We start from the raw sequence: 14,951 nt of genomic DNA on the forward strand, positions 1-14,951 counted from the left end.
AGTCGCAGGGCCGTACGGCTGATCAGGGGGTGACGTGATGACCACGGTGTGGGTGTTTCCCGGGCAGGGGGCGCAGCGGATCGGGATGGGTGCGGAGGTGCTCGACCGCTATCCCGAACTGCTGCGCCAGGCCGACGAGATCCTCGGGTACCGGCTCCGGGAGGTGTGCCTGGAGGGCGCCGAACCCGGGCTGAAGGACACCCGGTCGGTGCAGCCCGCGCTGTTCGTGGTCAACGCGCTGAGCTGGCTGGCGATGCGGGAGGAGCACCCGGCCCCGGACTACCTGGCCGGCCACAGCCTGGGCGAGTACGACGCGCTCTTCGCCGCCGGGTGCTTCGACTTCGCCACCGGCGTGCGGCTGGTGCAGCGGCGCGGCGAGCTGATGGGCCGGGCCGGCGGCGGCGGCATGACCGCCGTCGTCGGTGTCGAGCCCGACCGGCTCGCCGAGTTGTTGGCGGGTGCCGGGATCGACGACGTCGACCTGGCCAACCGGAACTCGGCCGAGCAGGTGGTGCTGGCCGGCCCGCTGGACTCGCTGCGCCGGGCCGCCGAGGCGGTCCGGGCGGCCGGGTCGGGCCGGTGCGTCCCGCTGCAGGTCAGCGCGCCGTTCCACTCCCGGTACATGGGCGGGGCGGCGGAGGAGTTCGGCGCCTTCCTGGCCGGGATCCCGATCGCCGACCCGCGGATTCCGGTGATCGCCAACGTCACCGCGCTGCCCTACGGGGCGGGCGCGGTGAAGGAGCTGCTGGCCCGTCAGGTGGCCGCCCCGGTGCGCTGGTGGGAGAGCATGAGCCACCTGCTCGACCGGGGGGTGACCGAGCTGGTCGAGGTCGGCCCGGGCCGGGTGCTGACCGACCTGTGGAAGGCCGCCCGCCGCCGGCCGGCGCCGGCGCCCGCCCCGGTGACGCCCGCCGCGCCGGTCTCGGCGCCCGCCGCCGTGTCCGGTCCGGCCGGGATCCGCCCCGAGCAGCTCGGCTCGGCCGGCTTCCGCGCCGACTACGGCCTGCGATACGCCTACCTGGCGGGGGCGATGTTCAAGGGCGTGGCCTCCGTCGACCTGGTCGTCCGGATGGGCCGGGCCGGGCTGATGGGTTTCTTCGGCACCGGCGGCCTGACCCGGGACGAGGTGGCGGCCGCGATCCTGGCGATCCGCGAACGGCTCGGCCCCGACGGCCGGTTCGGGATGAACCTGCTGGCCGACCCGGACCGCCCGGCCGCCGAGCGGGAGCTGGTCGAGCTGTACCTGCGCCACGACGTCCGCCACGTCGAGGCCGCCGCCTTCACCGGCGTCACGCCCGCGCTGGTGCGCTACCGGTTCGCCGGTGCCCACCGGACGCCGGACGGCACCCCGGTGGCGGTCCGGCACGTGCTGGCCAAGGTGTCCCGGCCCGAGGTGGCCACCGCCTTCATGAGCCCGCCGCCCGCCCGACTGCTGGACCGGCTGGTCGCCGAGGGCGCCCTCACCCCCGCCGAGGCGGAGGCGGCCACCGCCCTGCCGGTGGCCGGCGAGGTCTGCGTCGAGGCCGACTCCGGCGGGCACACCGACGCCGGCAGTCCGTACGTGCTGCTGCCGGCCATGCTCCGGCTGCGCGACACGCTGACCGCCGAGCACGGCTACCGCCGGCCGGTCCGGGTCGGCGCGGCCGGCGGGATCGGCGCCCCCGAGTCGGTCGCCGCCTCCTTCGTGCTCGGTGCCGACTTCGTGCTGACCGGCTCGGTCAACCAGTGCTCCCCGGAGGCCGGCACCTCCGAGGCGGTGAAGGAGCTGTTGGCCACCATCGACGTGCAGGACACCGCCTACGCGCCGGCCGGCGACATGTTCGAGCTGGGCGCCCGCGTCCAGGTGGTGCGCAAGAGCACGCTCTTCCCGGCCCGGGCCAACAAGCTCCACCAGGTCTACCGCCGGTACGAGGGCCTGGACGAGATCGACGAGCCGACCCGCCGGACCATCGAGGACCGGTACTTCCGCCGCTCCTTCGCCGAGGTCTGGGCGGAGACCGAGGCCTACCTGCGCGAGCACCGGCCCGACGACCTGGCCCGGGCCGAACGGAGCCCCAAGGCCCGGATGGCCCAGGTGTTCCGCTGGTACTTCGTGCACTCCACCCGGGCCGCCCTCGGCGGCGTACCGGGCGAGCAGGTCAACTACCAGATCCACTGCGGGCCGGCGATGGGCGCGTTCAACCGCGCGGTCGCCGGAACCCCGCTGCAGGCATGGCGGGAGCGCCATGTCGACGCCATCGCCGAGACCCTGATGACCGGTGCCGCCGAGCTGCTGGACGGCTCGCTGCGCACCCTGGCCCAGCACACCCCGGGAGAATGACGTGCGGGAAGACGAACCGGCCGAGCGCCTGCTGCGGATCCTCGGCGGGATGATGCCCGACCAGGAGGTCACGCTCGACCTGCCGCTGCGCGAGCAGGGCCTGGAGTCGCTGGCCCTCACCCGGCTCTGGTTCCAGCTCCGCAAGGAGTTCGGGGTGGACGTGCCGGTCTCCTGGCTGCGCCAGTGCCCGTCCCCGGCGGAGCTGCTGGCCCGGATCACCGCCGACGGCGCGCCGGGCGACGGGGCCCCGGCCGGGCCCGACCGGTCGGCGGACTCCGCCGACCGGTTCGCGCCGTTCCCGCTGACCGACCTCCAGCAGGCCTACGTGGTCGCCAAGGACCCGCAGCTCGGCGGCGACCCGATCGGCTGCCACGTGTACCGCGAATTCGAGGTCGAGGACCTCGACGTCGAGGCGCTGGAGGCGGCCTGGCGCGCGGTCGTCGCGCACCACGACATGCTCCGCGCCGTGATCACCGCCGACGGCCGCCAGCAGGTCCGCGAGCACGCCGACCTGCCGCCGCTGGCCGTCGGCGGTCCCGGCTCGGCGGCCGGGGCCCGCGAGCGGCTCTCGCACCGGCGCTACGAGCCCGGGGAATGGCCGATGCACACCGTCGAGGTCTCCCACGAGCCGGACGGACGGGCCGTCGTCCACCTGAGCATCGACGCGCTGCTCATCGACGGCCACGGCCTCGGCGTGGTCCTCGACGACTGGTGGCGCTGCTACCGGGACCGGGACCACCGGCTCGCCCGGCCGGACCTGACCGTCCGCGACTGCGTCCTGGACCTCGCCGCCCAGCAGCGCACCCCGGAGTACCGCGCCCACCTCGACCACTGGACCGAGCGCCTGGCCGGGTTGCCGGACGGCCCGGACCTGGCCGCCCCGGCCGGGGAACGGCCGCACCGCACCGCGCTCGCCGCCCGGCTGGACGCCGACCACTGGGCGGCGCTCGGCCGGCTGGCGGCGCAGTGGGAGGCGTCGCCCACCGCCCTGGTGCTGACCCTGTTCGCCGAGGCCTTCGGCTGGCAGCGGGACTCCCGCCCGCTCTCCCTGATCCTCACCAGCAGCCACCGCTCCCGGCTGCCCGCCGAGGCGGACGACCTGGTCGGCCCCTTCACGTCGAGCCTGGTCCTGCCCCTGCCGGACACCCTCGACCGGTCGCTGCGCGACGCCGTCGGCGCGGTCCACGAGCGGCTTTGGGAGGGCCTGGACCACGCCGCCGTGTCCGGCGTCTCCGCGCTGCGGGCACTGCGCGCCAAGGGCGGAGGCGGTCCGGCCCCGAGCCTGCCGGTCGTCTTCACCAGCCTGCTCGGCACCGGCCGGGCGGGCGCGGACGGCTTCGCCGGTTCGGTGCGGTACGCCCTCAGCCAGACCACCGGCGTCGCCCTGGACCACCAGATGTGGGAACAGGACGGTGCCCTGCACATCCGGTGGGACGCCGTCGCCGACCGGTTCCGCCCCGGCGAACTGGACGACCTGTTCGCCGTCTTCGTCAACTCCCTGCACGCACTGGACGACCGGCCGACGGTCCAGCGCGCCATGAACGAGCTCCAGCAGGCCTACTTCGTCCCCCGCGCGGTCGACCGGCCGGGCCCCTGGGACGGCTGCCAGGTCCACCACACCTTCGAGGTCGACGCGCTGGACCTCGACCGGCTGGAGGGCGCCTGGCTGCGCCTCGTCGGTGCCTACGACGTGTTGCGGACCGTGGTCACCCAGGACGGCCGGCTGGCCGTCTGCCCGCACGTCCCGACCGAGCGCCGGATCCCGGTCCTGGACCTGGCCCGGGTCGAGGACCCGGCGGCGTACCTGACCGAGCTGCAGGAGCGGATGGTCGGCCGGGCGTTCCCGCTGGGCCGCGGGCCGCAGTCCGACCTGCGGGTCACCCTCGCGGCGGACGACGGGGCGGCCACCGTCCACCTGACGACCGACCTCACCATCCTCGACGGCCGCAGCATCCACTTCCTGGTCCGGGAGCTGTTCCGGCTCTACGCCGACCCGGAGGCCGACCTCGTGCCCTCCGCCGGCCACGACGCGTACCTGGTCGAGCGGGCCGCCCAGCGCAGGAGCGCCGAGCGCCCGGCGCGGGTCGAGCACTGGCGCAGCCGGGTGGCCGCGCTGCACCCCGGCCCGCGCGTGCGGGACGCCGGCGGCGAGCGGGCCCGGCGCCGGTTCGAGGGCCGGCTCACCGGCTGGCGGACCGTCCGCGCCCGCGCCGAGCAGGCCGGGCTCAGCCCGGACGACCTGCTGGCGGCCGCGTACACGACGGCGCTGGCCGAGCAGTACCCGACCCCGTTCAGCGTGCCGGTGGTGCGCTGGACGGAGCGGTCGGCGCAGTACCGTCCCGGCGAGTACACCGCGCTGAGCTGGGTCACCCGCGAGGACGCGGCCCTGGGCGTGTGGGAGCAGGCGGCCGAGTTCGCCCGGGTGATCGCCGGGGACCGCGAGGCGGACGGTGAGAGCGGCCTCGCCGAGCTGCGCCGCCGGGTGATGCGGGAGCGGCGCAACGGCGCGTTCGAGCTGCCGGTCGTCTACACCGGGCTGCTCGACCTCTCCGCCCAGCAGCTGCCGCAGGGTGTCCGGCTCGGCCCCTGGCTGACCTGCACCCCGGACGTGGCGCTGGACTGCATCGCCATCGACGAGGGCGACGAGCTGCGCTTCTACTGGGACGCCACGGTCTCGCAGTTCCCGGCGGGGCAGCTGGAGTCGATGTTCGAGCGCTACCGCGAGCTGCTCGACGGCCTGGCCGGGGAGGACGGGCCGGCGCCCGTCGCCGCGCGGCCCGAGGGGCCGGAGCAGTGGAACGCCACCGACCGGGACTTCCCCGCCGACCGGCAGGTCCAGCTGCTCTTCGAGGAGCAGGCGGCCCTGCGTCCGGAGGCGGTCGCCGTCCGGTGGTCCGGCGGCTCCCTCTCCTACGGCGACCTCAACCGGTGGGCCAACCGGCTCGCCTGGGCGCTGCGCGAGCAGGGCGTCCGCCCGGGCACCGGGGTCGGCATCAGCGTGCCCCGGGGCCCGGAGATGGTCGCCGCCGTCTTCGGCGTGCTCAAGGCCGGCGGGTTCTACGTCCCCCTGGAGCCGTCGCTGCCCGCCGCGCGGGCCGGCGGGATCCTGGCCGACGCCGGGATCGACCTGCTGGTGACCGGCACCGGCCCGCGGACCGGCTGGGAGCTGCCCGAGGAGCTGCGCCGGGTGCCGGTCGACGCCTCGGGCGGGCCCGAGCACGACCCGCAGCCCGTGGGCACCGTCGACGACACCGCCTACGTCATCTTCACCTCCGGCAGCACCGGCCGCCCGAAGGGCGTCGAGGTCACCCACCGCCCGCTGCTCAACCTGCTGGACTGGTGCCGGCGCACGCACGGCTTCGGGCCCTCCGACGTCGGCCTGTGCGTCACCTCGCTCGGCTTCGACCTGTCCGTCTTCGACCTGCTCGGCCTGCTCGGGTACGGCGCCTCGGTCTACGTGGCGAACGAGGCGGAGCAGCGCGACCCGCACCTGCTGCTCGACGTGCTGCTGCGCGAGCCGATCACCTTCTGGAACTCCGCGCCCACCACGCTCAACCAGCTCTCCCCGCTGTTCGCGGGCCGGCTGGGCGAGCAGGGGACGGACACCCTGCGGCTGGTCTACCTGAGCGGCGACTACACCCCGCTCCCGCTGCCCGACGAGGTCCGCCGGCTCTTCCCGCAGGCGCGGATCGTCAGCCTGGGCGGGGCCACCGAGGCCACCGTCTGGTCCAACTGGTTCGAGGTGGGCACCGTCGACCCGGCCTGGCGGTCCATCCCGTACGGCCGGCCGATCTCCAACGCCCGCTACTACGTCCTGGACGAGCGACTGCGGCCCTGCCCGGTCGGCGTCGAGGGGGACCTCTACATCGGCGGGGAATGCCTCAGCGCCGGTTACTACCGGCAGCCGGAGCTGACCCGGCAGCGCTTCGTCGACGACCCGTTCGACGCCCGGCCGGGGGCGCGGATGTACCACACCGGCGACCGCGCCAGTTTCTTCCCGGACGGGGTGATCTCCTTCCAGGGCCGGGCCGACAGCCAGGTGAAGATCCGCGGCTTCCGGGTCGAACTCTCCGAGGTGGAGCACCGGTTGCGTGCCCACCCCGGGGTCAAGGACGTGGTGGCGCTGGCCCGGGAGGACGGCTCCGGCGACCGCAAGCTGGTCGCCTACGTGCTGGCCGCCGGTGACGAGCCGCCGGCCGTGGGCGAGCTGCGCCGGCACGCGGCGCAGGCCCTGCCGGATTACATGGTTCCCAACGTGGTCGCCTTCGTGGACACCTTCCCGGCGACCTCCAACGGCAAGCTGGACCGGGCGGCGCTGCCGTGGCCGGTCGAGCCGGGCAGCCGCCACGTGCTGGCGCCGAGCCGTCCGGAGCCGGCCGCCGGGGCCGTTCCCGACGCCGTTCCCGATGCCGTTTCCGACGCCTGTCCCGGAGCGCTGCCCGAGGCCGTCCCCGAAGCCGGCGGACAGTCCGTGGGCGAGCTGGTGACGGTGCTGGCCGAGATCTTCGCCGAACTGCTGGGCCTTTCCTCGGTCGAGGTCGAGGAGGACATCTGGGACCAGGGCGCGACCTCGTTCACCATGGTCCAGGTCTCCGGCGTGCTCCAGCAGCGGTTCGGCCGGCGCGTGCCGGTCTCCGCCCTGCTCACCGACCCGACGGTGGCCGGGATCGCCCGGGCCGTGGTCGGACACACCGGGGACGTGGCCGAGGAGCCGGCGACGGCCCCCGCCGCCGCGCCCGCCCCCGCTTCCGCCGTCGCCCCCGAGCCCGTACAGGCCCCCGAAGCCGCGCCCGAAGCCGTGCCCGAAGCCGCGCCCGCCGACGGCCCGGGGCCGGTCGACTTCTTCTCGCCGCAGGAGCGCGAGGCGTTCAAGCAGGCCCGCTGGGACCTGCGCCGCCCCTCGGCCGACGCCCCCGTGATCGCGCTGGACGACGAGGCCGTCGCCGGTGAGCACCTGGACTGGCGGGCCAGCCGGCGCACCTTCGGGCCCGGACCGCTCCCGTACCGGAGCCTGGGCCGGCTGCTCGGTCTGCTCCGGGAAACCGAGCGGGACGGCCGCCGCCGGCGGCTCTACCCCTCGGCCGGGGACAGCTACGCCGTCCAGGTCTACCTGCACGTCCGCCCCGGCGGCGTGGAGAGCGTCCCCGCGGGCCTGTACTACTACCACCCCGTCGAGCACGCGCTGCACCTGGTCAACCCGCGTCCGGCGATCGACCGCGGAATGCACTTCGTCTACAACCGGCCGGTGTTCGACGAGGCCGGGTTCGAGCTGTACCTCTTCGGCGCGGACCAGGCCGTCGAGCCGCTGTACGGCGCCGACGCCGAACGGTTCGAGCTCCTGGAGGCCGGCTACCTGGGCCAGCTGCTGATGCTCGGCCAGCCGTGGACGGGGGCGGGCCTCTGCCCGGTCGGCACCCTCGCCCTCGACGGCCTGCGGGCCGACCTCGGCCTGCGGGAGCACCACCGCTACCTGCACGCCTTCCTCGGCGGCCCGCTCGCGGAGCCGCCCGCCCCGGCGGCCGACGGCAGCCACCCGCTGTTCACCACGGCCGAGCGGGAAGCCGGCCGGCGACCGGCCGGCTCCGCGCTCTCCGCGCGGCCCGAGCCCGAGCCCGAGTCCGGCCCGCGCCCCGAGCCGCAGCCGGCCGACCGGCCGGAGGTGCTGATCGTGGGCGCGGCCGGCCGGTTCCCCGGGGCCGACGACCTCGACGCCTACTGGCGCAACCTCAGCCGCGGCGCCCGCTCGCTGGTCGAGGTGCCGGAGCAGCGGCGCGAGCAGCTGCCCCTGCGCGCGCCGCTCGGCGGCTACCTCGCCGACACCGACTCCTTCGACAGCCTGCTGTTCAAGGTCGCACCGGCCGAGGCCGCCGCCCTCGACCCGCAGCTGAGGCTGCTGCTGCACAGCGTCTGGGAGTGCCTGGACAACGCCGGCCACACCGCCGCCTCGCTGAACCGCGGCGGCCGGGTCGGGGTGTTCTGCGGCGCCATGTGGCAGGACCACCAGCACGTCGGGGCCGACCTCGCCCGGGCCGGGAAGCCGGCCACGATCTCGGCGACCGCCTCGGAGGCCGCCAACCGGATCTCGCACTTCTTCGGCTTCGAGGGCCCGAGCCTGGCCGTCGACACCTCCTGCTCGTCCTCGCTCACCGCCCTGCACCTGGCGGCCGAGAGCCTGCGCCGCGGCGAGTGCGACTCGGCGGTGGTCGCGGCGGCCAACCTGCTCGGCCACCCGTACCACCTGCGGCTGCTCACGGACCTCGGTCTGCTGGCCGAGCAGCTGCCGGACGGCGCGTTCGACGACGCCGCGCCCGGCTGGTCGCCGGGCGAGGGGGTCGCCGCCGTGCTGCTGCGGACGGCCCCGGCCGCCGAGGCCGACGGCGACACCGCGCTCGCGGTGGTCGAGGCCACCCGGGTGGGTCACGTCGGCGGGGCCGGCCGGTTCGGCACACCGCAGGCCGGGCAGCTCGCCCGCTCGATCGGGGCGGTGCTGGCCGACGGCGGCCTGGGCCCCGAGGACATCGGCTACGTCGAGTGCGCGGCGGCCGGCGCCGTGCTCGCCGACGCCGCCGAGGTGGAGGCACTGGGCCTGGTCTTCGACGGCCACCAGGTGACGGTCGGTACCGTCAAGCCGAACATCGGCCACCTGGAGGCGGCGGCCGGGCTCTCCCAACTGGTCAAGGTGCTGCTGCAGTTCCGGCACGGGCAGATCGCCCCGACGGTGGTCTCCGGGCGCACCGGCGCGGTGGCGCCCTGGCCGGACGGCCTGCGCCCGGCCGACCACCTGGCGTTCTGGACCGGCCCCGGGCCGTTCCGGGCGCTGGTGAACGCCGTCGGTGCCACCGGCTCGTACGGCCACGTCGTGGTCCGGGCGGTCCGGCCGGCCGAGGCCGGACCGGGGACCGGACGCGAAGCGCGGCTCGCCTTCCCGCTGTCGGCGCAGAACGCGGACCGGCTCGCGCAGCTGGCCGGCGAGCTGGACCGCCGGCTCGGCTCCGGCCGGGCCCCCGCCCTCGGCGACGTCGCGCTCACCCTGCAGGACGGGCGGAACCACCTGCGCTGCCGGGCGGTGATCGAGGCGGCCGACCTGACCGGTCTGCGCGCCGGGTTGGCCGCGGTCGCGCGCGGCGAGAACCCGGTCCCCGCCGACGCCGAGCTGGCGGCCTGGCAGGCCGGCACCGCGGTCGACTGGTCCGCCCGTCGTCCGAGCGGCGCTTGCCGGGTGCCGCTGCCCAGCCTGCCCTTCGAGCCGGAGCGGTACCGCCCGGCCGGTTGGGTGCCGGAGCAGCCGGCGGCCGAACCGTCGGCCGGGGAGCGCGCCGCCACCGGGGAGCCGACCGCGGACCTCACCGGACACCTGAAGGCCGTCTACGCGGAGGTCTCCGGCGTCCCCGTCGACCGGCTCGACCTGCGCGAACCGCTGGAGTCCTACGGACTCTCGTCCCAGCAGGTCGTACAGCTCGTCGCCCGCCTCTCGGCCGACCTCGGGCGGGAGGTGCCGAGCACCCTGTTCTTCGCCCACCGTGACCTCGGCTCCGTCGCCCGGGCCCTGGCCGAACTCCCGCCAGCCGAACTCCCGCCGGCCGGACGCGCCCTGGACGGGCTCGCCCAGGGAGGGCAGGGCGCACCCGCCCCGGCCGACGGACGGATCGCGGTGATCGGCCTGGCCGGCCGCTACCCGCAGTCCGCCGACCTGGAAGCGTTCTGGCAGCACCTGCTGGCCGGCGACGACCTGATCACCGAGCTGCCGCCGGGGCGCCGCACCGACGGTGCCGGGCAGCAGGACATGATCGGCGGCTTCCTCGACGACGTCGCCGGGTTCGATCCGCTGTTCTTCGGGATCACCCCGCGCGACGCGGCGGCGATGGACCCTCAGGAGCGGCTCTTCCTCCAGGTCGGCTGGCACGCGCTGGAGGACGCCGGCTACAGCCGCACCCGCCTGCGCGAGCGGCACGGCGGCCGGGTCGGGGTGTTCGTCGGCTCGATGTACAACGAGTACCCGTTCTTCGGGCTGGGCCGGACCAGGCCCGTCGGCTCGGCGATCGCCGGCATCGCCAACCGCCTCTCCTACCTGCTCGACCTCAACGGGCCGAGCCTGACCGTCGACACCATGTGCTCGTCCTCGCTGACCGCGATCCACCTCGCGGTGGCCGCGATGCGCCGCGGCGAGTGCGAAGCCGCGCTGGTCGGCGGGGTCAACCTCTCGCTGCACCCCAACAAGTTCGCGACCCTGCGCACCCTGGGGATGGCCTCCTCCGACCACCGCTGCCGCAGTTTCGGCGCCGATGGCGACGGCTTCGTGCCCGGCGAGGGCGTCGGCGCGGTGCTGCTCAAGCCGCTCGCCCGGGCCGTCGCGGACGGCGACCGGATCCACGGCGTCATCCTCGGCACGGCGGTGAACCACGACGGCAAGACCAACGGGTACACGGTGCCCAACCCGGTGACGCAGGGCGAGCTGGTGGCCTCGGCGCTGCGGGACGCGGGCGTCGGCCCGGCCGACGTCGGCTACCTGGAGGCGCACGGCACCGGCACCTCGCTGGGCGATCCGATCGAGCTCGACGGGCTGGAGCGCGCCTTCGCCCCGGCCGGGCTCGCCCCGGGCAGCCGGGCCATCGGCTCGGTCAAGTCCGCCATCGGACACCTGGAGGCGGCGGCCGGCCTCGCCGGGCTGACCAAGGTGCTGCTGCAGTTCCGGCACGACACCCTGGTGCCCTCGCTGCACGCCGAGCAGCTCAACCCCCACATCGACTGGGCCCGCAGCCCGTTCCGGGTGCAGCGCGAAGCCGCCCCGTGGCCGAGCGGGCTGCCGCGCCGGGCCGGGATCAGCTCCTTCGGCGCGGGCGGCACCAATGCGCACGTGGTGGTGGAGGCCTACCGGCCGGACGAGTCCGGCGCGGACCGCACGGACGACGACGGTGCGCAGCTGGTGGTGCTGTCGGCCCGGACCGAGGAGCAGCTGCGCGAGCTCGCGGCCGGCTGGCTGACCGTCCTGCGGGACGGTGACGCCTCGCTCGCCGAGCTGGCGTACACGGCGCAGGTCGGCCGGGAACCGCTGCGGGAACGCCTGGCGCTGGTGGTCCGCGACCTCGACGAACTCGCGGACCGGTTGGGCCGGTTCCGCGCGGGCGACGCGTCCGCGGTGGTCCGCGGCCGGGCCGGTTCCGTCCCCGGGGAGCGGCCCGCGCCGGGCACCCCGCTCGACGGGCTGGCGCGGCACTGGGCCGACGGCGGCACGGTGGACTGGACCGAGCTGCACCCGGCCCCGCGCCGGATCGTCGACCTGCCGGGCTACCCCTTCGCCGCGGTCCACTGCTGGGCCGACGGGGACCCGGTCGCCGACGGCGCGACCGCCGGCGCCCCCGTGGACGCCCCGGCCGGCGTGTCCGACCGTCCGTCGGAACCGCCGGTGGCAGCTCCGCGGTCCGGCTCCGACATCCCGCTGCTGGCCCGCGAGTGGCAGCCCGAGCCGTTCGCCGGCCCGGGTGACACGCCGTCGGGAACGGTGCTCTGTCTGACCACCGAGGAGCGTCCCGCGATCGCGGCGGCCCTCGCCCCGGCCGAGCTGGTGACGCTGCGCCAGGGCGTGGACTTCACGGACGTTCCCAGTGCGCTGCGGGCCGTGCGCGCGGTGCTGGACCGCACGCCGGTCACCGGCCTGCTGGACCTCTGCGCACCCTCCGCGGAGCCCGGCGACGAGCACGACTCGGGGCCCTGGCTGGCCCGGTTGGCGATCGTCCAGCAGGTGCTGGCCGCCCGCCCCGCCGGCGGGGTGCGGATCCTCCAGGTGACCAGTGGGCTGTCCGGCCTTCCCGGCGTCGCGCCGGCGCGGTCCGGTGCCCGGCTGGCCGGCTTCCTCCGGTCGCTCGGCGCCGAGTACCCGTGGGTGCGGTCCACCGTGCTGGACACCGACCGCCCCGACGACCCCGCCGAGCTGCGTGCCGCCTGGGGCGACACCGGCCCGTACGGCGAGCTCTGCCTGCGCGCCGGCCTGCGCCACCGGCCCACGCTGGTGCCGGTGTCCGACGGCCGCGCCGACTGGCGGCCCGACCCGGACCGGGTCTACCTGGTCACCGGCGGGACCAGGGGGCTGGGCGCACTGACGGCCCGACACCTGGCCGCGCGCGGTGCGCGCCGGCTCGCCGTGCTCGGGATGCGGCCCCTGCCGCCCCGGCACCGGTGGCAGGCCGGCGGCCTGACCGGCCCCGAGGCCGAGGCCGTGGCCAACATCCAGGAGCTGGAGCGCCTCGGAGCCCGGGTGATGACCCACACCGGTCCGCTGAGCGACGGCGCGGCGCTGGACGGGTTCCTCTCCGAGGTCAGGACCGCGCTCGGGCCGATCGGCGGCCTGGTGCACTGCGCGGGCCGTTCCACCACCGGTCCGGCGCCGTTCGTCCGCAAGGACCCGGCGGACCTGCGCCGGGTGCTGGAGCCCAAGGGGGACGGTCTCGACACCCTGCTGGAGCTGACCGGGGCCGACCCCCTCGACTTCGTGCTGCTCTTCTCCTCGGTCAGCGCGGCGGCCCCCGCGCTCGCCTCCGGGGTCAGCGACTACGCCGCGGCCAACGCCTACCTGGACCTCGTGGCCCGCCGACTGACGGCGGCCGGTCGACCGGGGGTGCGGGCGGTCAACTGGCCCGTCTGGGCGGAGACCGGCGGCGGCACCGACCGCCCGGACGCGGCGGTCGGCATCGGACTGGACGCCCTGACCGACGCGGCCGGCCTGCGCCTGCTCGACCGGGTGCTCGACCTTCCGCCGGCCGCCGTCCTGCTGCCCTGCCCGGTGGCGGAGGAGGGAGTCTTCGACGCCGACGCCGTCCTGCGGGCCAACCGGCCTCGGTCCGCGGCCACCCCGTCCGTGCCCGCCGTCGCGGCGCCCTGGACCGCTCCGGTGGAGCCGCCGGCCTGGCTGGTCGCCCTGTTCGCCGAGGCGCTCGCCATTCCGGCGGACCAGCTGGAGCACGACGTCCCCTTCGGCGACCTCGGGGTGGAGTCGGTGCTGCTCGCCGAGCTGGTCACCGCGATCGAGTCCCGCTGGGGCCACCCGCTGGAGCCGACCGCCCTGCTGGAGTACCCGACCCTGCAGCAGCTCGCCGCCCACTTGGCGGCGACCGGCCACGCGCCCGAGCCGCCCGTGCGGGTGGACCAGGAGGCACCGGCCCCCGCCGACCGCCCGGCCGACCGCCCGGCCGATCGCACCGCCTCCGGCCCCGCGGACCGCTCCGACGGCCGGATCGCCGTCATCGGCATGGCCTGCCGGTTCCCGGGGGCTCCCGACCTGGACGCGTTCTGGCGGCTGCTGCGGTCCGGTGGGTTCGCCGTGACCGAGGTGCCGCCGGGCCGCTGGGACGCCGACCGGCTGTACCGGCCGGAGCGCACGCCCGGACACAGCATCAGCAAGTGGGGCGGGTTCGTCGACGCCCTGGAGGAGTTCGACCCGGACTTCTTCGGCATGACCGAGGCCGAGGCCCGCAACCTCGACCCGGCGATCCGGCTCACCCTGGAGGCGACAGCCGGCTGCCTGCGGGACGCCGGGTACTCCGACACCGAACTGCGAGGCACCGACGTCGGCGTCTTCATGGGTGCCCGGATGTCCGGCTACCGGCGCCGGATCGGCCTGGAGGGCTCGGCGACCGGTCTCGGCGGCGACCAGAACTTCATCGCCGCCCGGGTCTCGCACCAGTACGACTTCCGCGGCCCGTCCCTGGTCGTCGACAGCGCCTGCTCCTCGGCCCTGGTCAGCGTGCAGCTGGCAGTCCAGAGCCTGCTGTCCGGCGAGTCGCGGGTGGCGCTGGCCGGCGGCGTCGAGGTGCTGCTGGACGAGGAGCCGTACCTGGAGTTCAGCGTGGCGCGGGCGCTGTCGCCCCGCGGCCGCTGCGCCACCTTCGACCGGGACGCCGACGGATTCGTCCCGGGGGAGGGCTGCGGTCTGCTGCTGCTCAAGCCGCTCGACCGGGCCCTGGCGGACGGGGACCGCGTCCACGCCGTCATCGACGCGGTGGCGGTCGGCAACGACGGGCACACCATGGGCCTGACCACGCCCAACCCGGTCGCCCAGGCCGACGTGGTCCGCCGGGCGCTGGCCCTGGCCGGGGTCGGCGCGCAGGACGTCGGCATGCTGGAGGCGCACGGCACCGGGACGATGATCGGCGACCCGATCGAACTCCGGGCGCTCACCGGGGTGTTCCGCGAGCACACCGACCGGACGGGCTTCTGCGCGATCGGCAGCGTCAAGTCCAACCTGGGGCACCTGTTGAGCGCGGCCGGCATCGCCGGGCTGATCAAGGTGCTGCTGGCGCTGCGCAACGCCGAGATCCCGCCGACGCTGTTCTGCGAGACCCCCAATCCGCGGTTCGACTTCGCGGCCTCGCCGTTCGTCCCCAACACCGGGCTTCGCGCCTGGCCCGGGCGGCGGATCGCCGGCGTCAGCGCCTTCGGCCTCGGCGGCACCAACGCGCACGTGATCGCCTCCGCCGCCCCGGAGGACCGCCCGGTCCCGGAGGTCCGGGCGGCGCTGCCGGCCCCGGTCTTCCGCCGCCGGCGCCTCTGGTGGGACCGGCCGGACGGCCGGAAGCCGGCCGCACCGGCGGGCAGCTCGGTGCTGAACCTCAGTTTCCGTTCCAACCTGGAGGTCTGA

The 14,951-nt window shown here is 75.9% G+C and carries 2 protein-coding genes; both read left to right on the forward strand.

From position 1 onward, the window contains the following. The first annotated feature begins 37 nt into the window (after positions 1-37). Positions 38-2,320, forward strand: coding sequence for an ACP S-malonyltransferase (gene fabD, locus CRP52_RS17235; RefSeq protein ID WP_097237220.1), 2,283 nt, complete (start codon positions 38-40; stop codon positions 2,318-2,320). 1 nt (position 2,321) lies between these two features. Beyond that, the gene (locus tag CRP52_RS17240) at positions 2,322-14,951 is read left to right on the forward strand and encodes a non-ribosomal peptide synthetase (RefSeq protein ID WP_097237221.1); all 12,630 of its coding nucleotides are present in this window, start codon (positions 2,322-2,324) and stop codon (positions 14,949-14,951) included.

Origin of the sequence: Streptomyces sp. 1331.2 (assembly GCF_900199205.1) — a bacterium.
Classification (GTDB): Bacteria; Actinomycetota; Actinomycetes; order Streptomycetales; family Streptomycetaceae; genus Kitasatospora.

Coding starts and splice junctions, on each gene's coding strand:
- fabD (WP_097237220.1), top strand. CDS start 38: ATGACCACGGTGTGGGTGTTTCCCGGGCAGGGGGCGCAGCGGATCGGG.